This window comes from Sphingomonas naphthae (assembly GCF_028607085.1).
GTDB classification, from domain to species: Bacteria; Pseudomonadota; Alphaproteobacteria; order Sphingomonadales; family Sphingomonadaceae; genus Sphingomonas_Q; species Sphingomonas_Q naphthae.
Window position 1 is genome coordinate 3,362,501 of sequence record NZ_CP117411.1, and the last position, 22,612, is coordinate 3,385,112.

The 22,612-nt window shown below is 69.2% G+C and carries 27 protein-coding genes; 9 read left to right on the top strand and 18 right to left on the bottom strand.

Annotation, left to right across the window (positions count from 1 at the left end; translation table 11 throughout):
* Positions 1–104: 104 nt before the first annotated feature.
* Positions 105–533 (bottom strand): CBS domain-containing protein, encoded by a 429-nt coding sequence (locus PQ455_RS16155; RefSeq protein ID WP_273687136.1) that lies wholly within the window; start codon positions 531–533, stop codon positions 105–107.
* Positions 534–618: 85 nt separating this feature from the next.
* Between PQ455_RS16155 and PQ455_RS16160 the strand changes: the two genes are divergently transcribed.
* Entirely contained in the window at positions 619–939 is a 321-nt protein-coding gene (locus PQ455_RS16160; RefSeq protein WP_273687138.1) for a hypothetical protein, read from the top strand.
* The gene (locus PQ455_RS16165; RefSeq protein ID WP_273687140.1) at positions 936–1,307 is read left to right on the top strand and encodes an acyl-CoA thioesterase; all 372 of its coding nucleotides are present in this window, start codon (positions 936–938) and stop codon (positions 1,305–1,307) included. Before PQ455_RS16160 ends, PQ455_RS16165 begins: the two co-directional genes overlap by 4 nt.
* Before the next feature lie 88 nt (positions 1,308–1,395).
* On the opposite strand, the gene PQ455_RS16170 is transcribed toward PQ455_RS16165, so the two are convergent.
* The 5 genes from PQ455_RS16170 to hisS all read right to left on the bottom strand — a co-directional run bounded on the left by PQ455_RS16170 (position 1,396) and on the right by hisS (position 6,613).
* Complete coding sequence (locus tag PQ455_RS16170) at positions 1,396–2,334, bottom strand: DUF4167 domain-containing protein (RefSeq protein ID WP_337958539.1); 939 nt, start codon at positions 2,332–2,334, stop codon at positions 1,396–1,398.
* A 326-nt stretch (positions 2,335–2,660) separates the two neighbouring features.
* Entirely contained in the window at positions 2,661–3,476 is an 816-nt protein-coding gene (gene prmC, locus PQ455_RS16175; RefSeq protein ID WP_273691406.1) for a peptide chain release factor N(5)-glutamine methyltransferase, read from the bottom strand.
* Entirely contained in the window at positions 3,476–3,916 is a 441-nt protein-coding gene (locus tag PQ455_RS16180) for a hypothetical protein (protein WP_273687142.1), read from the bottom strand. Before PQ455_RS16180 ends, prmC begins: the two co-directional genes overlap by 1 nt.
* Before the next feature lie 5 nt (positions 3,917–3,921).
* Positions 3,922–5,004 carry a peptide chain release factor 1 gene (gene prfA, locus PQ455_RS16185; protein ID WP_273687144.1) on the bottom strand — a complete coding sequence of 361 codons (1,083 nt, stop codon included), beginning with the start codon at positions 5,002–5,004 and terminating at the stop codon, positions 3,922–3,924.
* Positions 5,005–5,356: 352 nt separating this feature from the next.
* On the bottom strand, positions 5,357–6,613 hold the full coding sequence (hisS, locus tag PQ455_RS16190) for a histidine--tRNA ligase (RefSeq protein ID WP_273687146.1): 1,257 nt from the start codon (positions 6,611–6,613) through the stop codon (positions 5,357–5,359).
* A 96-nt stretch (positions 6,614–6,709) separates the two neighbouring features.
* Between hisS and ppa the strand changes: the two genes are divergently transcribed.
* A complete protein-coding gene (ppa, locus tag PQ455_RS16195; protein ID WP_273687148.1) occupies positions 6,710–7,267 on the top strand; it encodes an inorganic diphosphatase in 558 nt (185 codons plus the stop codon).
* A gap of 97 nt (positions 7,268–7,364) precedes the next feature.
* On the opposite strand, the gene PQ455_RS16200 is transcribed toward ppa, so the two are convergent.
* Positions 7,365–7,895, bottom strand: a complete 531-nt coding sequence (locus PQ455_RS16200; protein ID WP_273687150.1) for a YceD family protein — start codon at positions 7,893–7,895, stop codon at positions 7,365–7,367.
* Positions 7,892–8,410, bottom strand: a complete 519-nt coding sequence (locus PQ455_RS16205; protein ID WP_273687152.1) for a ubiquinol-cytochrome C chaperone family protein — start codon at positions 8,408–8,410, stop codon at positions 7,892–7,894. The genes PQ455_RS16200 and PQ455_RS16205 overlap by 4 nt, the downstream gene beginning before the upstream one ends.
* Positions 8,411–8,558: 148 nt before the next feature.
* Here PQ455_RS16205 and PQ455_RS16210 point away from each other — a divergent pair, with 148 nt between their 5' ends.
* Positions 8,559–9,041: an outer membrane protein assembly factor BamE gene (locus tag PQ455_RS16210; protein ID WP_273687154.1), complete on the top strand. Its 483-nt coding sequence runs from the start codon at positions 8,559–8,561 to the stop codon at positions 9,039–9,041.
* Positions 9,042–9,049: 8 nt separating this feature from the next.
* Here the strand turns inward: PQ455_RS16210 and PQ455_RS16215 are convergent, their stop codons facing one another.
* The 6 genes from PQ455_RS16215 to rpmF all read right to left on the bottom strand — a co-directional run bounded on the left by PQ455_RS16215 (position 9,050) and on the right by rpmF (position 12,955).
* Positions 9,050–9,952 (bottom strand): alpha/beta fold hydrolase, encoded by a 903-nt coding sequence (locus tag PQ455_RS16215; protein WP_273687156.1) that lies wholly within the window; start codon positions 9,950–9,952, stop codon positions 9,050–9,052.
* Positions 9,930–10,325 (bottom strand): MerR family transcriptional regulator, encoded by a 396-nt coding sequence (locus PQ455_RS16220; RefSeq protein ID WP_273687158.1) that lies wholly within the window; start codon positions 10,323–10,325, stop codon positions 9,930–9,932. The genes PQ455_RS16215 and PQ455_RS16220 overlap by 23 nt, the downstream gene beginning before the upstream one ends.
* A 17-nt stretch (positions 10,326–10,342) precedes the next feature.
* Positions 10,343–10,642, bottom strand: coding sequence for an integration host factor subunit alpha (locus tag PQ455_RS16225; protein WP_273687160.1), 300 nt, complete (start codon positions 10,640–10,642; stop codon positions 10,343–10,345).
* Between the two features lie 96 nt (positions 10,643–10,738).
* Positions 10,739–11,722: a beta-ketoacyl-ACP synthase III gene (locus PQ455_RS16230; RefSeq protein ID WP_420542793.1), complete on the bottom strand. Its 984-nt coding sequence runs from the start codon at positions 11,720–11,722 to the stop codon at positions 10,739–10,741.
* A complete protein-coding gene (plsX, locus tag PQ455_RS16235; protein ID WP_273687162.1) occupies positions 11,719–12,756 on the bottom strand; it encodes a phosphate acyltransferase PlsX in 1,038 nt (345 codons plus the stop codon). Before plsX ends, PQ455_RS16230 begins: the two co-directional genes overlap by 4 nt.
* Positions 12,757–12,775: 19 nt before the next feature.
* On the bottom strand, positions 12,776–12,955 hold the full coding sequence (gene rpmF / locus PQ455_RS16240; protein ID WP_273687164.1) for a 50S ribosomal protein L32: 180 nt from the start codon (positions 12,953–12,955) through the stop codon (positions 12,776–12,778).
* Positions 12,956–13,159: 204 nt separating this feature from the next.
* Here rpmF and PQ455_RS16245 point away from each other — a divergent pair, with 204 nt between their 5' ends.
* Positions 13,160–13,585, top strand: a complete 426-nt coding sequence (locus PQ455_RS16245) for an MAPEG family protein (RefSeq protein ID WP_273687165.1) — start codon at positions 13,160–13,162, stop codon at positions 13,583–13,585.
* Between the two features lie 55 nt (positions 13,586–13,640).
* Here PQ455_RS16245 and PQ455_RS16250 read toward each other — a convergent pair whose 3' ends face one another.
* Positions 13,641–14,303: an MBL fold metallo-hydrolase gene (locus tag PQ455_RS16250; protein WP_273687166.1), complete on the bottom strand. Its 663-nt coding sequence runs from the start codon at positions 14,301–14,303 to the stop codon at positions 13,641–13,643.
* A 345-nt stretch (positions 14,304–14,648) separates the two neighbouring features.
* On the opposite strand from PQ455_RS16250, the gene pabB reads away from it, so the two are divergent.
* The 4 genes from pabB to PQ455_RS16270 all read left to right on the top strand — a co-directional run bounded on the left by pabB (position 14,649) and on the right by PQ455_RS16270 (position 19,260).
* Positions 14,649–16,418 (top strand): aminodeoxychorismate synthase component I, encoded by a 1,770-nt coding sequence (pabB, locus tag PQ455_RS16255; RefSeq protein ID WP_273687168.1) that lies wholly within the window; start codon positions 14,649–14,651, stop codon positions 16,416–16,418.
* Positions 16,419–16,458: 40 nt separating this feature from the next.
* On the top strand, positions 16,459–17,661 hold the full coding sequence (locus tag PQ455_RS16260; RefSeq protein ID WP_273687169.1) for a pyridoxal phosphate-dependent aminotransferase: 1,203 nt from the start codon (positions 16,459–16,461) through the stop codon (positions 17,659–17,661).
* Between the two features lie 67 nt (positions 17,662–17,728).
* Positions 17,729–18,505, top strand: coding sequence for an exodeoxyribonuclease III (gene xth / locus PQ455_RS16265; RefSeq protein ID WP_273687171.1), 777 nt, complete (start codon positions 17,729–17,731; stop codon positions 18,503–18,505).
* On the top strand, positions 18,505–19,260 hold the full coding sequence (locus tag PQ455_RS16270; protein ID WP_273687173.1) for a glutaminyl-peptide cyclotransferase: 756 nt from the start codon (positions 18,505–18,507) through the stop codon (positions 19,258–19,260). The genes xth and PQ455_RS16270 overlap by 1 nt, the downstream gene beginning before the upstream one ends.
* 6 nt (positions 19,261–19,266) lie before the next feature.
* On the opposite strand, the gene argB is transcribed toward PQ455_RS16270, so the two are convergent.
* The 3 genes from argB to htpX form a co-directional block, all read right to left on the bottom strand.
* Complete coding sequence (argB, locus tag PQ455_RS16275) at positions 19,267–20,139, bottom strand: acetylglutamate kinase (RefSeq protein ID WP_273687175.1); 873 nt, start codon at positions 20,137–20,139, stop codon at positions 19,267–19,269.
* 194 nt (positions 20,140–20,333) lie between these two features.
* Positions 20,334–21,617, bottom strand: a complete 1,284-nt coding sequence (locus tag PQ455_RS16280) for an RsmB/NOP family class I SAM-dependent RNA methyltransferase (RefSeq protein WP_273687177.1) — start codon at positions 21,615–21,617, stop codon at positions 20,334–20,336.
* 36 nt (positions 21,618–21,653) lie between these two features.
* Positions 21,654–22,601 carry a zinc metalloprotease HtpX gene (htpX, locus tag PQ455_RS16285; protein WP_273687179.1) on the bottom strand — a complete coding sequence of 316 codons (948 nt, stop codon included), beginning with the start codon at positions 22,599–22,601 and terminating at the stop codon, positions 21,654–21,656.
* Between the last annotated feature and the right edge of the window lie 11 nt (positions 22,602–22,612).

Here is a 22,612-nt window from a genome sequence, read left to right on the forward strand (position 1 = left end):
TCTGGTACTTATCGGGTGCCGTGGGCAGCCGTCAGTGACTGCCCACCCGCCGAATCGGCGCAGAATCACGCGGGAATCACCGGCCCGGACCGCGAAAAAGCGATTCACGCCGTCTGGATATAGACCCGCATCGCCTCGGCCTCGCGCTCGATCGCCTCGATCCGCGCCTTCACCAGATCGCCGATCGACACGAAGCCGATCATCGCCTCGCCGGCCATCACCGGCAGATGACGGACCCGCTGGCGGGTCATGAGCGTCAGGCCTTCCAGCGGCTCCAGGCCCGGTTCCACGCTGATGACCGGCGAGGTCATCACCTCGCCCGCCGCGCGATCGAGCAGCGCAGGGCCTTCGCCCGCCAGCCCGCGAATGATATCGCGTTCGGACAATATGCCGATCACCCGGCCGTCCTCCACCACCGGCACCGCGCCGATGCGCTGCGCCGCGAGCAGGGCCACGACCTCACGCACGGTCGCTTCGGGGTTCACGCTGATGATATGGGCGTCACGCGCTTCGAGAATTGCCGCGATCGTCATAATCGGCCTCCTCTCTCTCCAGTGAAGCCGGTCTGATGCCGGCCAACGGGTTGATGATCCCACCTTCCGCCATCAAAGGAAAGGGATGAGCAACAATCCGGGATCCCGCCCGCCGGAGGGCCCGCACCCGCGGGGGCTGGACGATCCGGATTACGCGGCCTTCGCCTGGGGCCGCTATCGGCGGGTGATGCGCTGGATGGCGCTGGTGGCGGCGATCTGCATCGCGCTGGCGCTGCTGTGGCTGCGTTCCCACGGGCCGGTCCCCTTGCATATGGCCATCGCCACCGCCTTGGGCGTAGGGCTGACCACCCTGCTGGGGACCGGGCTGATGGGCCTGGTGTTCCTCAGCTCCGGGACGGGCCATGACGAGGAGGCGGACAGATGGACGGGCAGGGATCGGGAATGACGCGCGGCGACCCCATCCTGCGCGCGGTGCCGCGCCCGGCCGATATCAACATCAACGGCAATATCTTCGGCGGCTGGGTGCTGTCGCAGATGGATGTGGCGGGCGGCATCCTGGCGCGCGATCGGGCACGCGGGCCGGTTGCCACCGTCGCGATCGAGGCGATGCATTTCATCCGCCCGATCCTGCTCGGCGACATCGTCTCGCTCTACGGCCATGTCCAACGGGTGGGCACGACGAGCATCGCCGTGTGGCTCGAGGTGGTGGCGACGCGGGGTTACGAGAATGAGGAGGTGGTGGTGACCAACGGTGTCTTCACCTTCGTGGCACTCGACGGGAATCAACGGCCGACGCCCGTGCCGGTCACCTGACCCCCCACGAACCACAAAGGCCATCGCATACGAAAAAGGCCGCCGGATCGCCCGGCGGCCTTTTTCTTGTCCAACGATCCGGTCGGGATCAGGCGTCGGCGATGGCCGCCGCTTCGCCGCGCGGGCGGCGGGTGCGGCGCACGCGGGGCTTTTCCTCGGCACCCTCGCCATCGTTGGCGGGCACGTTGGCCGCAATCGGCTCGACCCGCGGCTCGGCGGCGAAGGCCGGCGGCAGGCGATCGATCTCGAGCCGCTCGACCGGCGCGCCATCGCCATCATTGGCGGGGCGGGCATCGGCGCGCGGACGACGACGGCGCAGGCCGCGCTCCTCGGCGGTGGGCGCCGCCGGCACGGGCGCCGCTTCGGCGACCGTCTCGACCGGCGCGGCTTCCGTCGTCACCGGCTGTTCGGCGCGCGGCTCCCGCTCGCGATATTCGCGGCGGGGGCGGCGCTCCTCGCGCGGCTGCCCGTCCCGCTGCTGCGTATCCCGCTGCGGGCGATCCTCGCGCTGCTGCGTCTCGCGCGGCTGGCGATCGTCGCGCGACGCACGCTCCTCGCGATTGCCGCGATCGTCCCGATTGTTGCGATCCTCGCGGCCGTTGTCGCGCTGGCCCCGATCGTCGCGGCCTTCGCGGGCATATTCGCGCTGGCGGGGCTGCTGCTGCTCACCGTCGCCATAATCCTCGCCGTCGTCCTGGCCGTCGGCGTCATAGTCCTCGCGGCCCTGCTCGCCCTCGGCATAATCGTCGCGGCGGGGGCGCTGCTCCTCGAAGCGGGCGCGGCTTTCGTTGAGGACGCGGAAATAATGATCGGCATATTGCAGATAGTTTTCGGTGTTGACCCGATCGCCCTGCATCTGCGCGTCGCGCGCCAGCGACTTGTACTTCTCGTACAGCTGGCTCGCGTTGCCGCGCGCCCGATTGTCGATCCGGTTGCCGCGATCGCCGCCGCCACCCGACTGGCCGCCACGCGGAGGCTGGCCACCGTTGCCACGGCCGCGACGGCGGCCGTTCTGCCGATTGTTCATCAAAGTACCAAGATCCTCGTCTTCGGTGTCATGGGTGGGACGATCACGCACTCCCTAGCCCGGATCGTCCGGGGTAGCCCTCCGGGCCGGCGACCGTGTCGCGCAGCCAAATCCTCCGCCCTGAAATACGCGGCGGCCATGGCGGGGACGGCAGCGGCGAACACACCGCGCTCATCCTCGACCATCGCGCGGCAAGCCGGCCTGTATCACCGGCGACGCACATTGGAGGTACGGGACGGGGGCGCTGTCTTGCCCCAGACAGAGGCCCCGTGTCGTGAGACCCATGTAGAGGCTGGCGCGGCATATTCCAAGGGGAATGTCGTATATTAGCGTGTCTGCACGGTCACACAGCGGTCATGTCCGGCGAGATCGGTTTTCAGGGCCGTAGCGAGCCCTTCGGCCTCCATCAACCCCCGCACGGCCGAGCCCTGCATCGCGCCGATTTCGATGCAGCCGATGCCGCCGGGCGCCAGCAAGCGCGCGATCTGCGGGGCGAGGCGGCGGTAATCGTCGAGCCCGTCGGCCCCCGCGAACAAGGCGCTCGCCGGCTCATGTTCCGCCACATCGCGCGGCAGCACCGCGTCGCTTTCGATATAGGGCGGGTTGCACAGGATCAGGTCGAACCGCTCGTCGACCCCATCCGCCCAATCGCCTTCCTGAAAAGCCGCGCGATCGGCCAGCCCCAGCCGGGCCGCATTGGCCGTCGCGATGGTCAGCGCCGCCGCCGAGCGATCTACCCCCAGCCCCGTGGCCCGTGGCCATTCGTCGAGCGCGGCCAGCAGCAAAGCGCCCGATCCCGTGCCCAGATCGATTACCCGCGCCGGCCCGGCCGCCCCGAAATGCGCCACCGCCGCCTCGATCAGCGTCTCGCTGTCCGGCCGCGGGATCAGCACGCCGGGCGCCACCGCCAGCTCGATCGTCCAGAAGGCACGCCGCCCGGTGATATAGGCCAGCGGCTCGCCGCCCGCGCGCCGCGCCACCAGCGCCGCATAGTCCGCCGGCACCGCGTCGCCCGCGCCACCCAGCAAAATCGCCTCGCGCGACACGCCCAGCGCATGCGCCATCAGCAGTTCGGCATCCAGGCGCGGTGTCTCGCTCGCCGCCGCCAGCCGCGCCGCCGCGTCGCGGATCGCGGCGCTTATCACCAAGGGAATTTCTCGCCGTCCTTCTTGCGCTGCTTCTTCCACTGGCCCCAGCTGTTCGCCTCGCCCAGCGAGCAGCCCGTCTGCCCGGCCGAGCCCGAGGCCGAGCAGCTCCCCGCCGACAGCGCCACGCCCGATCCCACCCCGCCCTGCGCCGGACCCGCGACCGCCGGATCGTAGCGCGGATCGAGCTTGGGCAGGCGATACGCCTCCGCCACGCCGCGATCACGCGAGCAGACGACGATCTCGTCGGGGGACTTGGGCTGCGCGCAATTGCGGATCGCCGTCACCACCTGTCCGCGCAGCACCTCCTGCGGCGGGGCGGGCGCTTCGTCTTCCGGCGTCACGTCCACCGGCTTTTCCGCGCGCGTCGGCGTCGTGATCGCCAGGTTCGGGATCGCTTGTCCCGCGAGCATCAGCAAGGCGAGCGCGGCGTGCATCCCGGTCAGCCGTCCAGTTGCGCCAGCCGGGCCGCCTCGTCCTCGGCGATCAGCGCGGCGGTCACCTCCTCCAGCCCGGCCCCGGCGATGATCTCGGGCAGGCGGTGGAGGGTCAGGTTGATGCGATGGTCGGTCACGCGGCCCTGCGGGAAATTATAGGTGCGGATACGTTCGCTCCGGTCGCCTGAACCGACCATGGACCGCCGCGCTCCCGCCCGCTCGCCTGCCAGCCGGTCGCGCTCCGCCTCGTACAGCCGCGCGCGCAGCACTTTCAGCGCCTTGGCCTTGTTCTTGTGCTGCGATTTCTCGTCCTGCTGGATCACCACCAGCCCGGTCGGCAGATGGGTGATGCGCACCGCCGAATCGGTCGTGTTGACCGACTGGCCGCCGGGCCCGGACGAGCGATAGACGTCGATCCTGAGATCCTTGTCGTCGATCTGGATATCGACCTCCTCGGCCTCGGGCAGCACCGCCACCGTCGCCGCCGAGGTGTGGATGCGGCCGCCCGATTCGGTCGCCGGCACCCGCTGCACGCGATGCACCCCGCTCTCGAACTTCAGCCGGGCGAACACGCCCTGCCCCGTCACCGAGACGATCACTTCCTTGTATCCACCCATCTCGGACGCGCTGGCCGACATCAGCTCGACCCGCCAGCCGCGATCCTCGGCATAGCGCGAATACATCCGCAGCAGATCGCCCGCGAACAGCGCCGCCTCGTCGCCGCCGGTGCCGGCGCGGATTTCCAGGATCGCCGATCTTTCGTCCGCCGCGTCGCGCGGCAGCAGCGCCAGCGCCAGCGTGCGGTCGGCGGCGGCGAGCTTCTCCTTCAGCTCGGCCAGTTCCTCGGCCGCCATGGATTTGAGGTCGGCGTCCCCCTCCTCATCCTCGACCATTTGGGCCAGCGCGCCCATCTCGGCGCGGAACCGCCGCACCTGCCCGGCCGCCTGCGCGACCGGCTCGATCTCGGCATAATCCTTGGAGAGCTTCACGAACTGGTCGGCCGCCAGATCCGGTCGCGCCATCGACGCCGCCAGCTCATCCCGCCGCGCCTCGATCTGCGCGATCCGATCGGGGGGGATGGTGGTCATGCGGCCCGCCTCGAGCGCCCCAATCCCTTCTCCCTCGATGGGAGAAGGAGGGGCCCGCCAGCCAAAGGCTGGTGGGAGGATGAGGGTGACCCCACCCGACACGCTGCGTCCAGCCGAGGGTTCACCCCCACCCAACCCTCCCCCATCAAGGGGGAGGGCTTAAGCGAACCCCTTCTCCCTTGATGGGAGAAGGAGAAGGAGGGGCCCGCCAGCCAAAGGCTGGTGGGAGGATGAGGGTGACGCCCGCCCCAGGCGGCGTGCCCAGTCGAGGGCTCACCCCCACCCAACCCTCCCCCATCAAGGGGGAGGGCTTGATCGTGTCGACCCGCACGGCCTGACCAATACACCTTCATCACGCTGCCACCGGTCCCAGCTCGATCCGATCGACAATTTGCTGAACAATGGCCTGATCGACCGCATCACCATGCACGACCCGGCTGGATCGACCGGCAACGCCATCCCGCACATTCAGGGAAACGGTCATCGCCGGATTGGTCTTCAACGCCCGATCGAACCGCTTCTTGGGGCTGCCGGAGGCAAACAGTTCCGCCGAAACTCCGGCGCGGCGCAAAGCCGTCACCATGCCAAGCGCGGCATCTTCCAGCTCACGACCCTCGGCGATCACCGCCACGGCGACGGTCTCCACCACCGCCGCATCCAGCAACATCCCCAGCCGCTCGATCCCGGCCGCCCAGCCCACTGCCGGCGTATGCGCCCCGCCCAGCGTCTCGATCAGCCCGTCGTAACGGCCGCCGGCCAGCACCGTGCCCTGCGCGCCCAGCCGGTCGGTCACGAACTCGAACGCCGTATGCCGGTAATAATCCAGCCCGCGCACCAGCCGCGCGTTGCGCGTCCAGGCCACGCCCGCCGCGTCCAGCCCGCGCGTCACCTTCTCGAAGAAGGCGCCCGCCTCGCTCGACATATGCGCGTCGATGCTCGGCGCGGCATCGGCGATCGGCCGGTCGCGCGGGTCTTTCGAATCGAGGATGCGCAGCGGATTCTTCGCCAGCCGCGCCAGGCTGTCCTCCGACAGCGCGTCGCGGTGCGCCTCGAAATGCGCCACCAAAGCCGTGCGCCACGCCTCGCGCGTTTCCGAATCGCCCAGCGTGTTGAGCTGGAGCGTCACGCCCTCGATGCCCAACTCACTCAAAAGCTGATCGGCGAAGGCCAGCAATTCCACGTCCGCCGCCGGCTCGGCCGCGCCGATCACCTCGGCGTCGAGCTGGTGGAACTGGCGGAAGCGCCCCTTCTGCGGCCGTTCGTAGCGGAACACAGGGCCATGGGTCGCGATCTTCAGCGGCGCGTGCTGCTGCCAGCCGTTGGTGAGGTAGGCGCGGCACAGGCCGGCGGTGAATTCCGGCCGCAAGGTCAGCGAATCGCCGCCGCGATCCTCGAACGAATACATTTCCTTGGAGACCACGTCGGTCGTCTCGCCGAGCGAGCGGGCGAACACCGCCGTCGCCTCGAACACCGGCATCTCGACCCGGCGGAAGCCGTACAGCCGCCGCACCCGATCGAACGCCGCCGTCACCCGGCCGAACCGCTCGGCATCGTCCCCGAAGATATCCTGCGTGCCGCGGATCGCCTGCGGCGTAACAACCTTGCTCATGTGGCCCGCTACCTAATGGTTTGCGCGCCGATTCCTAGCGTCTTGGCCCTCTTGTCACTTGACCGCAACGATAAGGCGCTTTTACTGCGCCGCACCATGAACATTGACCTCATCCCCACGGGTAAGAACCCGCCGCACGAACTCAACGTCATCATCGAGGTGCCGATCGGCGGCGAACCGGTGAAGTATGAGTTCGACAAAGCCTCCGGCGCCCTGTTCGTCGATCGCATCCTGCACACGCCGATGCGCTATCCGGCGAACTACGGCTTCGTGCCGCACACGCTGTCGCCCGATGGCGATCCGCTCGACGCGCTGGTGATCGCCCGCTCGCCCTTCATCCCCGGCTCGGTCGTCCGCGTGCGCCCGATCGCCGTGCTGAAGCTGGAAGACGAGGCCGGCGGCGACGAGAAGCTGCTGACCGTCCCGGTCGACGCTACCTTCCCGTACTACAGCAAGATCAACGAAAGCTCGGACCTGCCCGAGATCGTGATGCAGCAGATCGAGCATTTCTTCACCCACTACAAGGATCTGGAAAAGACCAAGTGGGTGCGGATCGGCAATTGGGGCAATGTCGAGGAAGCCAAGCAGATCATCCTCGAGGCGATCGAGGCCGACAAGGCCGCCAAGGGCAAGACCAAGTCCACGCTTTCGTGATTTAGCCTCGGTGCTCCTGCGCAGGCAGGAGCCCAGGGTTACCGGGCGCATCGCCTGACCACCCTGGGCTCCGGCTTTCGCCGGAGCACATATCAAGTCACTCCCCCAGCAGCCCCTTCAGCTTCGCGAACGGGCTCGCCTCGGCGACCGCCTCCTCCTCGCTCTTCACCCCCGCCGCCTTGAGCACCGCCTCGGCATCCGGGCTGCGCGGGAAGGGATCGAGTGCCAGCGACAGGGTCTCGGCCACCGCCTCGCCCAGATCGACCGCCTGCCCGGCATAATCGACCACGTCGCAATCATCGGCGTCCAGCTCCACCTCGTCGGCCTCCGGCGCCGCCCCCTCCGGCACGAAGCGCAGGCGGAAGGGCGTGTCGATCACCGCCGGCACCGGCTCCCCGCTCGCGACGCAGGCCTGCACCACCGATCCGCGCACCCGCCCGTCGGCGAACACGTCGTCGCCCTCGCGCCGTACCTCGGCCTCGGCCGCCAGCGCATCGAGCGAAATCAGGCCGAATCGCTCGGCCAGCGCGGCACGCTCGCCCGCCTCCGCCACGATCGACACCGCGCGCGGCGCCGTGCCCAGCGTATCCAGCCGCAGCGGGCGTGGAAATTCCGGCGCCATCGTCATGCCATGCGTCCCGCCAGCAGCGCGTCCAGCGGCAGCGCCACCAGCCGCGCGCTCAACGCCTGCAACCCTTCCACGCTGTGCGTCACCGCCTCATCCGAAACCGCCGCCTCGCGATAGAGATTGCGCCGCACCGCGCCGCGCAACGCGGCTGCATCGGCGAGCCCCGCGCGATAGACCGTCAGCCGGCCGCCCAGCGCGCCCATCATCCGCCCGACATGCTTGCCGACCACCACGTCGCCCACGCCCTGCTCGCGCAGCTGCCCGTCCATGTCGTCCACGAACAATTCGGTCAGCAGCGCCTGTTCGGATCGCGCGGCGTCCCCCTCGCGCTCCATGCGGATCAGCACCAGCGACAGGACGGCCGCGACCATGTCGAACCGGCCGTCGACCGTGTCAGGCACCTGCCCCTCGCGATACCAGTGCGGCTGGCGCGCTTCCGCCACGACGGCATGATATAGCGGCAGGAGCCGGTCCCTCGGGCGCGAGCGGCCGAACAGCTTGGCGACGATCGACATGGGGATTCCTCAGGGCCTTCCGATGGGGGAGCGCGCCGCTTGCCCCCGGCCGCGCCGCCGCATATTGAGGCAGGCGGGCGGTGGCGCAAGTCCGGGCGGTTCCGGCGGCGTGTCCTGCCCCTGTCGCTTATCGGGAGCAAGACGCGAAATGGCCGCACTTCTGGTCCACCGGGCTTTCCATGGCGTGGCGCTCGCCGCGCTGGTGCTGGCCGGCGGCTGCACGCGCATCCGCGACCACAAGGGCTATGTCGTCGACAGCACCCTGATCGATACCGTCCGCCCCGGCGTGGACAATCGCGATTCGGTCGCCAAGACGCTCGGCAACCCGACCCTGCGCAGCCAGTTCGACGGCGGCAGCGACTGGTATTACCTCGCCCGCGACACCCGCCAGCTCGCTTTCTCGAATCCCCGCCCCGTCACGCAGATGCTGATGACGGTGAAGTTCGATTCGACCGGCAACGTCACCAGCGTCGGCAAATCCGGGCTGGAGCGGGTCGCCTCGATCAGCCCGGCGGGCGGCAAGACGCCCACCCTCGGCCGCAACCGCAGCTTCTTCCAGGAACTGTTCGGCAACATCGGCTCGGTAGGCGCCTCCGGCCGCAGCGGCGGCACCGCCGACAACCCGCAGTAAAGTCGCCCTCACCCTTCGGCCAGGAAATCCTCCAGTACGGCCATGAAGGCCTCGGGCCGGTCGTGCTGCACCCAATGGCCGGCGCCCTCGATCAGCGCGACCCGCGCCGCCGGCATCTTCTCCGCTCGCCCGTCGGTCAGCGGGTTGGAGGCGCCGCTGGCGGTGCCGTAGATCAGCAAGGTCGGGCAGGTGATCGCGCCCCACAATTGATGCTGCTGCGCCGCTGATGCCTCGAACGGCGCGACCGACAGGATGCGCCGGTCGTGCCGCCACATCAGCGCGCCATCCTCGGCCACCCGCGTCGCATGCACGGCAAGGTGGCGGATCAGATCGGCGTCGAACCCCGGATTGGCCTCGGCCAGCCGCGCCATCGCGTCGGCGAGATCGGCGGGGCGGCGGGCGGGTTTCGCCTCGGTCGCGCGGGTCCGCTCGATCCAGTCGCGCAGCCGTTCGGGCGCGGTCTCCGCGTCGCGCTTGGCGAGTTGCTTCGGCGAGAAGCCCAGCCCCTCGATCGCGACCAGCCGCCGCACCTTTCCGGGCAAGGCCCCGGTATAGCGGATCGCGATATTGCCGCCCAGCGAATGCGCCACGATCGTTACCGGGGCGAGCCCCATATCGTCCACGATCGTCGCCAGATCGAGGACATATTCCTCCATCGGATAGCGGCCGCACGGATGCCAGTCGCTCTCGCCATGCCCGCGCAGATCGGGCACCACCACGGAATAGCGATCCGCCAGCACGCGGGCGACCCGATCCCAGCTGCGCGCGTGATCGCGCCCGCCATGGAGCAGGATCAGCGGTGGCTTGGCGGGGTCGCCCCACAGATGCACCGCCAGCCGCAGCCCCGGCACGTCGATCGTGCGCCGGGCCGGGCCGTCGGTCACGCCGTCAGAGATGGCCGGGGGCGTCATCGGCCAGCAGCCGGGCGAGCGCGTCACGCACCTGGGCGAGTGCCTTACGGTCGGTGGTGGGAGCGTCGGCCGTGGCAGGGAGGGGCGCTGCGGGTGGTGGCACGGCAGCCTCGACCGTGGCCGGCTCGGCCGCGCCGCCGGCGAGCAGCTTCTGCACGCCGCGAACGGTATAGCCTTCCTGGTTGAGCAGGCGGTTGATCCGCTGCACCAGCGCCACGTCGGCCGGGCGATAATAGCGGCGGTTGCCCGCGCGCTGGAGCGGCTTCAGCTGGGGAAAGCGCGTTTCCCAATAGCGCAGGATATGCTGCGGCACGCCCAGTTCGGCGGACAGCTCACCGATGGTGCGGAAGGCGCCTTCCGATTTCTCCGCCACCGGCCCGCGCTCCCTGTTCAGCCGGCGTCGATGATGTCGTCGCGCATCGACTGGCTGGCGCGGAAGGTGAGCACCCGGCGCGGCGCGATCGGCACTTCCACGCCGGTCTTGGGATTGCGCCCGATCCGCTCGGATTTCTCGCGCAGCACGAAGCTGCCGAAGCCGGAAATCTTCACATTCTCGCCCCGCGCCAGCGCGCCGCACATATGGGCCAGCACCTGCTCCACGAAGGTCGCCGATTCGGCCCGCGACAGGCCCACGTCGCGATGCAGCGCCTCGGCGAGATCCGCGCGGGTCAATGTACCTGTGGCCGCCATGCTCACGAATCTCCGCCTGTTCTTACGGGGAGTTAGCCTATCGTTTTGCCAGCGAAAAGAAAAGTCGTGGAAATCCGGGGAGCCAATGAGCCGCGATCAATACCGAACGGCCGCCGCGCCCCAAGTGAAGCCGCCACCCATCGCCTCGAACACGACAAGCTGCCCGCGCTGGATGCGGCCGTCGCGCACCGCCTGATCGAACGCCAGCGGCACCGACGCGGCCGACGTGTTGGCATGCTCGTCCACCGTCACCACCACCCGATCGGGCGAAAGCCCCAGCTTGCGTGCGGTGGCGTCGAGGATGCGGCGGTTGGCTTGGTGCGGCACCAGCCAGTCGATCTCGCTCGTCGGCAAGCCGGCCAGATCCATCACCTCGCCGAGCACGCTGGCGAGGTTGGTAACAGCGTGGCGGAACACCTCCTGCCCCTTCATGCGCAGCTTGCCCACGGTCTGCGTGGTCGAGGGGCCGCCATCGACATAGAGCAATTGATTGTGCCGCCCATCGGCGTGCAGCTTCACCGCCAGCACGCCGCGCGGGACATCGCCCTCGGCCGGCGTTTCCGCCTTCAGCACCACGGCACCCGCGCCATCGCCGAACAGCACGCAGGTCGTGCGATCCTCCCAGTCGAGAATGCGGCTGAACGTCTCGGCGCCGATCACGATCGCGGTATCCGCCGTCCCGCCGCGAATCATGCTCTCGGCCACCGACAAAGCGTAGAGGAAGCCCGAGCAGACCGCCTGCACGTCGAACGCGACGCAATCGCGGATGCCGAGCATCTCCTGCACCTTGGTGGCGGTGGAGGGAAAGGTCTGGTCGGGGGTGGCGGTCGCCAGCACGATCAGGCCGACATCCTCCGCCGCGATGCCCGCCGCCTCCAGCGCGCGGGTCGCGGCGTCGCGCGCGAGCGTGCCGGTCGTCTCGCCCTCGCCCGCGATATGGCGGAAGCGGATGCCGGTGCGCTCGACGATCCACTCGTCGGACGTGTCGACCGTCTCCGCCAGCTCGGCATTGGACACGCGACGCGCCGGCAGCGCCGATCCCGATCCGGCGATCACGACATTCCGCAGCCGTCCGCTCACGCGGCGGCCTTGGTGGCGATCTGCGCCAGATCCTCGGCGATGCGATCGGCGATCCGCTCGGCCGCCAGCTTCTTGGCCACGCCGATCGCGTTGGCCATGCCGTGCGGATTGGCGCCGCCATGGCTCTTCACCACCAGCCCGTTGAGGCCGAGGAAGACCGCGCCATTGTAATTGTTGGGGTCGAGGTGGACCCTCAGCAGATGCAGCGCCGGCTTCGACAGCAGGAAGCCCATCTTCGATCGGAAGCTGGAGGTGAAGGCGCGGCGCAGCAGATCGGTCACGAAGCGCGCCGTGCCCTCCACCGTCTTGAGCGCGATATTGCCCGAAAAGCCGTCGGTCACGATCACGTCGGCCTCGCCGCGCCCCAGCCGGTCGCTCTCGATGAAGCCCTCGAAGCTCAGGTGCAGATGCTCGGCCTCGCGCAGTAGCTGCGCGGCGTCGCGGATCGTGTCGGTGCCCTTCATCTCCTCGCTGCCGATGTTCAGCAGGCGGACGCGGGGCAGATCGACGCCGATCACGATCTTGGAATAGGCCGCCCCCATCACCGCGAACTGCGCCAGGTTGCGCGCGTCGCATTCGGTGTTGGCGCCCAGATCGAGCATCACAAGGTTGTGCTTGCCGAGCGTCGGCAGGATGCCGGCCAGCGCGGGTCGATCGATGCCGGCCATCGTGCGCAGCGCCAGTTTCGACATGGCCATCAGCGCGCCGGTGTTACCGGCGGAGACCGCCGCGTCGGCGCGGCCTTCCTTCACCGCGAGGATCGCCATCCCCATCGATGTGGTCTTGGTGCGGCGGATCGCCTGGCTCGGCCGATCCTCGCCGGAAATCACGTCGGGCGCGTGGACGATCTCGACACAGGGGCCGAGCGCCTTGTGGCGCGCGACCTCGGCGGCGATCAGCCCTTCGTCCCCGAACAGGATGAAACGGATGTTGGGATCGCGGGCGGCGACCCGTGCCGCGCCCGCGACCGTCATCGCCGGGCCACCATCGCCACCCATCGCGTCGAGCGCGATGAGGGGTTTACCGGCCGTCATCGCCCCCGCCAGGCCCGTCTCAGGCCTCGGTGCTCACGACCTCACGGCCGTTATAGTGGCCGCAGGCGTTGCACAGGTTGTGCGGACGCTTCAGCTCACCACAATTCGGGCATTCCTGGAATGCCTCGACGGTCAGCGCGTCATGGCTGCGGCGCATGTTGCGCTTGGAAGGCGAGGTCTTTCGCTTGGGGACGGCCATCTCGGCACCTATTCCATTCGTTCAAAAAAGAAATCGACGAGTCGATGGCCGGTCAACGACGCGATGCGCCGCACCCCTTGCCGTCAGGCTCGTCGGAAGCGTCAGGCCCTATAGCGATTCCGCGTCGCGTTGCAACCCGCTTGCCACCGGCCGGCAACGCTGCGATGCCCGCCTTCCGCCGATCCGCCGAGAGAGCCCGCCCGCATGACCACGATCGCCCTGCCCTCGATCACCCTGCTCTACGCCGCCGCCTTCGCCTTGCTCAACCTGTGGCTGTCGGTGCGCGTGGCGACCGTGCGGATCAAGGGCGGGACGATGGACGGCCATGGCGGCGACGGCAGCCTGCTCCACAAGCGCGGCCGGGCGCACGCCAATTTCAACGAATATGTGCCGATCGCGCTGGTGCTGATGCTGGTGCTGGAATTGCGCGTCGGCCATGCCGCCGGCCTGTGGGCGCTGGGCGCCGCGCTGATCGTGGGCCGCCTGCTCCACCCCTTCGGCCTGGAGCGCCCCGCCCCCAACCCCTTCCGCATGGCCGGCATCCTGCTGACCTGGCTCGCCACCCTCGGGCTGGCGCTGTGGGCGATCTACCTCGCCTTCCAGCCGGGGCCCGCGATCACCTACTTCTGATTGTCCGATAACCGTGCTCCTGCGGAGGCAGGAACAGGGAAACCGACTGGACGGCCTACCGCCCTGCCAGCACCCGATCCGCCACATAGGGATTGCTCGCCCGCTCGTGCGCGAAGGTGGACATCGGGCCATGGCCGCACACGAACGCCGTCTCCCCGCCCAGCGGCCACAGCCGCCCGGTGATCGCCCCGATCAGATCGTCATGATTGCCGCGCGGGAAATCGGTGCGGCCGATCGATCCCTTGAACAGCACATCGCCCACGAACGCCACCTTCGACGGCGCATGGTGGAACACGACATGGCCCGGCGTGTGGCCGGGGCAGTGATAGACGTCGAGGGTCAGCTCCCCCACCGTCACCGTGTCGCCATTCTCCAGCCAGCGATCGGGCTCGAACGGCGTGCCGGGGATGCCGAAGCTGCGGCTGTCGTCGGCGAGTTTCGCGATCCAGAAGCGATCCTCTTCCTGCGGCCCCTCGATCGGCACGCCCAGGTCCGCCGCCAGCTCCGCCGTGCCGCCGCAATGATCGAGATGGCCGTGCGTCACGAGCAATTTCTCCACCGTCACCTTGTGCTGCGCCGCCGCCGCCTTCAGCTTGGGGATCTCGCCGCCCGCGTCGATGAAGGCGCCCTTCATGGTGGCGGTGCACCAGATCAGGGTGCAATTTTGCTGGAAGGCGGTCACCGGAATGATCGCGGCCTGAAGCGGAGGTGTCGTCATCCCTCCCCTATCGACCGCCGCGCGGCGGGGGGCAACAGGGGAGCGGCGCTCTACCGCCCCCAAAATCGTCACCCGGCGAAAGCCGACATCTCGCCAGGCGGGCCCACCCGCCAGAACGGAACGCGACAACCGCTGTCCTACACGCCCCCGATATGCCACTTGCCGGAGCGTCATGCGAAGCCTCTCGCCCGCTTCCTACAATCCGCGACCCGCCGGAACCTTCGCGGGAAGCGTGTCGGGGGATGACGTGCCGTCAACTTCGTCAACTTCCGGCGCCTGCCGCCGCGCCCGAATCACCCGGTTTTCGATTGCGGCCCGCCGCCCGATTCGCCACCGGCGCCCGCGATGATCGATTGTTCCATTCCCTTCGTCCTGCTCGACGACGCCCGGCCCGACGGCGGCGCGCGCCTCTACACCGCGCCCAGCGCCATCATCACCGCCACCCGCGCCAGCGATGTCCCCGCCGCGCTCGACCGGCTCCGCGCCGCCTCCGGCCAAGGCGCCCACCTCGCCGGCCACCTCGCCTATGAGGCCGGGCACGCCCTCGTTGGCCCCACCACCCCGCCGCCCGCCGACGCGCCGCTCCTCTGGTTCGGCCTGTTCGATGCGCCGCGCCACATCACCCCGGCCGAAACCGCCGCGCTGCTGCCCGATCCCGCCGGCGCCTGGGCCGGCCCGCCGCGCCCCCGCCTCGACGCCACAGCCCACGCCGCCGCCGTCGATCGGGTGCAGGCGCTGATCGCCGCCGGGGACATCTATCAGGCGAACCTCACCTTCCCCGCCGACGTGGCCGTGGCGGGCGATCCGCTCGCGCTCTACGCCCGCCTGCGCCGCGCCCAGCTGTCCCCGTGGGGCGGGGTGGTGTGGACCGGCGACCACTGGCTGCTGTCGCTCTCCCCCGAACTCTTCTTCACGGTGGAGGCCGGCTGCGTCACCGCCCGCCCGATGAAGGGCACCGCGACGCGCGGGAGCAACCCACTCGCCGATGCCGAGGCCGCCGCCACCCTCGCCGCCGATCCCAAGCAACGCGCCGAAAATCTGATGATCGTCGATCTGCTCCGCAACGATCTGTCGCGCATCGCCGAGCCCGCCAGCGTCGCCGTGCCGCATCTCTTCGTGGTCGAGACCTATCCCACGATCCACCAGATGACCTCGACCGTAACGGCACGGCTGGGCGCGGACCATGACGCGATCGACCTGCTTGCCGCCGCCTTCCCCTGCGGATCGATCACCGGCGCCCCGAAACGCCGCGCGATGGAGGTGATCGACGCGGTGGAGATGGGGCCGCGCGGCGCTTATACCGGCTCGATCGGGCGGATCGACCCCAGCGGGGACGCCGCCTTCAACGTCGCTATCCGCACGTTGGTCATGGAGGGAGAATCGATGACCGCCACGCTTGGCCTGGGATCGGGGATCGTCGCCGATTCGGTCGCCCCGGAGGAATGGCGCGAATCGCTGGCCAAGGCCGGTTTCGTCACCGCCGGCCAGCAACCGTTCGACCTGATCGAGACGATGCGCTTCGACCCTTACGACGGCCTGCTCGAACTCGATCGCCACATGGGCCGGCTGAAGGCCAGCGCCGCCGCTTTCGACTTCACCTTCGATCATCATGGCGCGCGCAACGAATTGCAGGCCGCCACCTTCAAGCTGCGCGACGCGCGCTGCGTCCGCCTGCGCCTGTCGCCGCGCGGATCGATCGCGATCGAGGTGAGCGCCATCCCGCGCAGCCCCGCCAGCGTCTCCGTCGCGCTCGCCCCGCTGCCGGTCGATCCCGCCGACTTCCGCCTCCGCCACAAGACCAGCGACCGCGCCTTCTACGATATCGCGCGCAAGGCGACGGACGGCTTCGAGGTGGCCTTCACCGATCCGGCGGGCTTCCTCACCGAAGGCAGCTTCACCAACCTCTTCGTCCAGCGCGGCGAGACGTTGCTCACCCCGCCGCTGTCGCGCGGGCTGCTGCCGGGCGTGCTGCGCGCGTCGCTGATCGGCGCCGGCCGGGCTGAGGAGGCCGATCTTACCCCGGCCGATCTCAAGCAGGGCTTCTTCATCGGCAATCAATTGCGTGGGCTCATCCCCGCGCGGCTGGTTGCGGGGTCGGAACGGCTGGGGCTATAGCCCGCCCGCCTTTCTATCCCGTCCGCACAAGGTTTCGATCATGAGCTTCATCTCCGACGCGCTCGACCGCATCACGCCCTCGCCGACCCTGGCGATGACCTCGCGCGTGCTGGAGCTGAAGCAGCAGGGCGTCGACGTGATCGGGCTCTCCGCCGGCGAGCCCGACTTCGACACGCCCGATCATATCAAGGAGGCCGCCATCGCGGCCATCCGCAACAACGAGACGCGCTACACCAATGTCGACGGCACCGCCGCGCTGAAGGCGGCGATCGCGCTGAAATTCCAGCGCGACAACGGCCTCGATTACGCCCCCAACCAGATCAGCGTGAACGCGGGCGGCAAGCACACCCTGTTCAACGCCTTCGTCGCGACGATCAATCCGGGCGACGAGGTCATCATCCCGGCGCCTTACTGGGTCAGCTATCCCGATATCGTCCAGTTCGCCGGCGGCACGCCGGTGATCGTGTCGGCCGGCGTGGACGTGGAATACAAGATCCAGCCCGCCCAGATCGAGGCGGCGATCACCCCGCGCACCAAGTGGCTGCTGCTCAATTCGCCCTCCAACCCCACGGGCGCCGCTTATTCGGCCGACGAACTGCGGGCGATCGGCGAGGTGCTGCTGCGCCACCCCCACGTCTGGGTGATGGCCGACGATATGTACGAGCATATCCTGTACGATGATTTCCAGTTCGCCACGATCGCCCAGGTCTGCCCCGAGCTGTACGCCCGCACCCTCACGGTCAACGGCTGCTCCAAGGCCTATTCGATGACCGGCTGGCGCATCGGCTTCGCCGGCGGCCCGGCGCCGCTCATCAAGGCGATGGCCAAGCTCCAGTCGCAATCCACCTCCAACCCCTGCTCGATCGCGCAGGCGGCGGCGGTGGCGGCGCTGACCGGCCCGCAGGATTTCCTCAAGGAGCGCGCGAAGGCCTTCCAGTCGCGCCGCGATCTGGTGGTGTCGATGCTCAACCAGGCCCCCGGCATCGTCTGCCCCCGCCCAGAAGGCGCCTTCTACGTCTATCCCGACGTCTCCGGCCTGATCGGCAAGGTGACGCTGGGCGGCCAGACGATCACCAACGACGAGGCCCTGATCGATTACTTCCTCGACGACGCGCGGGTCGCGGCCGTCCACGGCGCGGCCTTCGGGTTGGAGCCGGCCTTCCGCGTCAGCTACGCTTTGTCGGAAGCGACCTTGACCGAGGCGTGCGAGCGCATCCAGCGGGCCTGCGCCGCGCTGAAGTAACCGAGTAGCGGATTCACCCCGCATTTCTCCGCATGACGAACGGCGGCGCGCGGCCTAAACCCGCGCCATGAAGATCGCGACCTTCAACGTGAACGGGATCAAGTCCCGCCTCCCCCGCCTGCTCGAATATCTCGCCGAGGCGGAGCCCGACGTGGTGTGCCTTCAGGAACTGAAGACCAGCGACGAGACCTTTCCCGCCGCCGATATCGAGGTGGCCGGCTATGGCGCGATCTGGCATGGGCAGAAGGGGTTCAACGGCGTCGCGATCCTCGCGAAAGGGCAGGTGCCGATCGAGACGCGGCGCGGCCTGCCCGACGATCCCGATCCGTCGCACAGCCGCTATCTGGAGGGGGCGATCGACGGGGTGATCGTGGCGTCGATCTATCTGCCCAACGGCAATCCCCAGCCCGGTCCCAAGTTCGACTACAAGCTCGCCTGGTTCGATCGGTTGCTCGATCATGCCGCCCACCTGTTCGCGGCCGAGGTGCCGGTGGTGCTGGCGGGCGATTATAACGTCATCCCCGCCTCGACGCATGACGACACCTTCTCGGTGCGGGCGATGGCGAGCGATGCGCTGCTCCAGCCCGAATCGCAGGCCGCGTTTCGCCGGATGAAGGCGGCCGGCTGGACCGACGGGCTGCGCGTGCGCCAGCCGCGCGGCGCGCTCTACACCTTCTGGGATTATCAGGCGGGCGCGTGGCAGCGCGACGCGGGTTTCCGCATCGATCATCTGATGCTCAGCCCCGCCGCCGCCGACCGGCTGGTCGATTCGGGCGTCGACAAGCATGTGCGCGGCCGGGAGAAGGCGAGCGACCATGTGCCGGCCTGGGTGGTGCTGGGCTGATGCGGCGGGGGTTGCTGCTCGCCGCCGTCGCGTTCGTCTCCGCGCCGCTGGCCGCCCGTGTGCCGGTGCAGGTGATCCAGGTGGTGAAAGCCTATCCGCACGACACGCGCGCCTTCACCGAAGGGCTCTTCTTCCGCGACGGGATGATGTTCGAAAGCACCGGGCTGGAGGGACGATCGGATATCCGCCGCTATCGGCTGGAAGACGGCAAGGTTCTGGCGCGCGTCGCCCTGCCGCCCAATCTGTTCGGCGAGGGCATCGTCGACTGGAAGGACGAGATCGTCAGCCTCACCTGGCGCAACGGCTTCGGCTTCCGCTGGAACCTCGCCAGCCTGAAGCGGGGCAGGAAATTCACCTACCCCGGCGAGGGCTGGTCGCTGACCCGCACCGATCGCGAGCTGGTGATGAGCGACGGCACGCCGGTGCTGCGCATCCTCGATCCCGTCACCTTCCGCATCAAGCGGCGCGTGACGGTGACGGCGGACGGCGTGCCGGTGCAGAATCTCAACGAGCTGGAATATGTGAAGGGCGATATCCTCGCCAACATCTGGATGACCGACCGCATCGCCCGCATCGATCCGGCGACCGGCAAGGTGAAGGCGTGGATCGATCTGTCGCCGGTGGTGGCGCAGCAGCAGTCAAGCCAGGACGATGTGGCGAATGGCATCGCCTATGACGCCAAGGGCGACCGGCTGTTCGTGACGGGCAAGCTGTGGAGCAAGCTGTACGAGATACGGCTGCTGCCGGCGCGGTAAGCCCGTCTAGCCCAGCCGCACCAGCGTGCCCGCGCCCTGCTTCGTGAAGATCTCGATCAGCATCGCGTGCGGCACCCGCCCGTCGAGGATGACGGCGGCGTCCACCCCGCCCTCGACCGCGTCGATGCAGGTCTGGAGTTTCGGGATCATGCCGCCGGAGATCGTGCCGTCGGTCTGGAGCAGGTTGATCTGGCTCGGCGTCAGATCGGTCAGCAGCGCCTTCTGCTTGTCCAGCACGCCGGCCACGTCGGTCAGCAGGAACAGCCGCTCGGCGCCCGTCGCGATCGCCAGGAAGCCCGCCATCGTGTCGGCGTTGATATTGTAGCTCTCGCCATCCTTGCCGATGCCGATCGGCGCGACCACCGGGATCATCCCCGCCCTGGAGATGGTATCCAGCACCGTGGTATCGACATGGTCGATCTCGCCGACGAGGCCCAGATCGTGGGTCGGATGCTTCATCTTGGTCGCGGTGACGAGCCGGCCGTCCTTGCCGGAAATGCCGACCGCCCGGCCGCCGGCGCGGGCGATCCAGGCGACGATTTCCTTGTTGATCTGGCCGGACAATACCATCTCGGCGACCTTCATTGTCGCCTCGTCGGTCACGCGCAGCCCATCGACGAATTTGCTCTCCACGCCGCTGGCCTTCAGCATCGCGCCGATCTGCGGCCCGCCGCCGTGCACCACCACCGGATTGATGCCGACCGCCTTCAGCAGCACGACATCCTCGGCGAAGTCGCGCGCCAGCTCCGGGTCGCCCATCGCGTGGCCGCCATATTTCACCACGAAGGTGGAGCCGGCGTAGCGCTGCAGATAGGGCAGCGCCTCGGTCAGCGTCTCGGCCTTGGCGAGCAGGGCGGGGTCGGGGCGATAATCGGTCATGGCCGCGCCCATAGCGGCCAAGGTGGCTGTAGGAAAGGCGTGGCCGTTTGTTTGAAATGCGAGGAAGATCGCATTTCAATCCGGCACCAGCCCGCTCCCCCACCCGGCCACCCATTCAGGATATGCTATGGGAGGCCGGGTGGGGGAGCGGGCCGGTGCCGCCCTCCGCCGTGAGGCGGACAACAAAAACTACCTCAGCCCTTGCGGAAGCGCGCCACGAAGAAGCCATCGGCCCCACCGGCGTCCGCCAGCGTGCCCGGCAGCACCCGCACCCGACCGGCCGCGTCGGGCGCGAAACCCTCGGGCAATTCCTCTTGCGCCACCGGATCGGCGATGAAGCCGGGATGGCTGGCCAAGAAAGCGTCGGTCACGCCCTCGCCCTCGGCGGGCTCCAGCGAGCAGACCGAATAGATCAAGGTGCCCCCCGGCTTCAGCGCGTCGGCGGCGCGGGCGAGCATCGCGCTCTGCCGCTCGGCCAGTCCCTCGATCGCGCGCGGGCGCACCCGGTGCAGCACGTCCGGGTGGCGGCGGAAGATGCCGGTGGCCGAACAGGGCGCGTCGAGCAGCACCGCATCGACCGGCTCGGGCGGCGCGAAGGTCAGCGCGTCGGCGGTGACGCATTTGGCCTGGAGCCGCGTGCGGGCAAGATTCTCGCGCACCCGCTTCAGCCGCGCCTCGACCAGATCGATCGCGCGCACCGACCAGCCGGCGGCCGCCAGTTGCAGCGTCTTGCCGCCGGGCGCGGCGCACAGGTCGATCGCATGGCGGCCCTTGCCGACGCCCAGCAGGCGCGCGGGCAAAGTGGCGGAGATATCCTGCACCCACCAGGCGCCGTCGGCGTAACCGGGCAGGTCGGGCACCGACGATCCGGCGGGGATGCGGACATGGCCGGGGGCGAGGCTCACGCCCTCCAGCCGCTCGGCCCATTCGGCAGTGACGGCGGGATCGCGCCCGGCATCGCGCAAGGTGATATCGATCGGCGGCGGCGCGGCGATCGCCCGCGCGGCGGCCTCGGCCATGCCGTCGCCCCACGCTTCCGCCCAGCGCAGCGCGACGGCGGCGGGCAGCGAGGGGGTGGGGGGCAGTTGCGCGCCGCTCCGCATCAGGCTGCCGAACACGCCATGCACCAGCCGCTTGGGGCCGCCATCGACCAGCGGCAGCACCGTCGAGATGGCGGCATGTTGCGGCGTGCCGAGCGCCAGCGGCTGGATCAGCGCGATGCGCAGCGCGGTGCGCGCCTTGGCGTCGTCGGGCAGCGGCTTGGCGGTCGCGCCGTCGATCAGCGCATCCAGATCGGGCAGACGGCGCAGCACCTCGGCGGCGATGGCGTGGGCGAAGGCGCGGTCGTCGCCGCGCTCGATGTCGCGCGTGGCCGACGCCAGCGCGCTTTCCAGCGGCAGGCCCTTGCGGAGAACCGCGTCGAGCAGGCGCAGCGCGGCGCGGCGGGCGGCGGTGCCGGGGGGATCGGTGTCGGCCATCAGGCGGTAAGGGGTCGGGTCACGCCCGCCCCTCTATCAGCGCGAGCGGTTCGGATCGAGCGCGCTCGTCCGGCGCGGACGCGATGGTGCCGGCGAGGCCATCGGGCGCAGCGCGGAGCGGCGCGCCGGAGCGGCGGGCCGGCCGATCGCCGGCGCGGGCATCGTCTCGGCGATCCGGCGCAGCGCCTCGATGCGGTTGGCGGTCGCGGGGTGGGTGGCGAACAGGCTGTCGCCGTCGCCGCCGGGCACGATATACAGCTGCGCCGTCGCCGGCAGGCGTCGCGTCACCGGATTGGGGATGCGCGCCGCCGCTTCGGAGAGCTTGGCCAGCGCCGAGGCCAGCGCGCGCGGGTTGCCCGAAATCTCGGCGCCGGCCTTGTCGGCCCCATATTCGCGGTGGCGGCTGATCGCGAGCTGCACGATCATCGCCGCGAAGGGCGCCACCAGCACCGCCAGCAGCCCGGCCACCATCCCCTGCCGATCGCGCCCGCCGCCGAACATCAACCCGAAATTGGCGAGCATCGAAATGGCGCCCGCGATCGTCGCGGTCATCGTCATGACGAGCGTGTCGCGGTTGCGGACATGGCCCAATTCGTGCGCCATCACGCCGGCGATCTCCTCCTTCGTCAGCAGGCCGAGCAGGCCCGTCGTCGCGGCGACGGCGGCGTGCGCCGGGTCGCGCCCGGTGGCGAAGGCGTTGGGATGGGGCGAATCGATCACATAGACACGCGGGTGGGGCAGGCCGGCGCGGTCGGCCAGATCGTGCACCAGCCCGACCAGTTCGGGGCAGGACCGGCGGTCCACTTCACGCGCGCCGTGCATCGACAGCACGATGCGATCGGCGTTCCAGAAAGTGACGAGGTTCATCCCCGCCGCCACGACCAGCGCGATCACCGCGCCGCTCGGCCCGCCCAGGGTCAGGCCGAGCGCCATGAACAGCGCCGTCATCGTGGCGAGCAACATCGTGGTGCGTAAGCGATTCATATTGCGGCTGA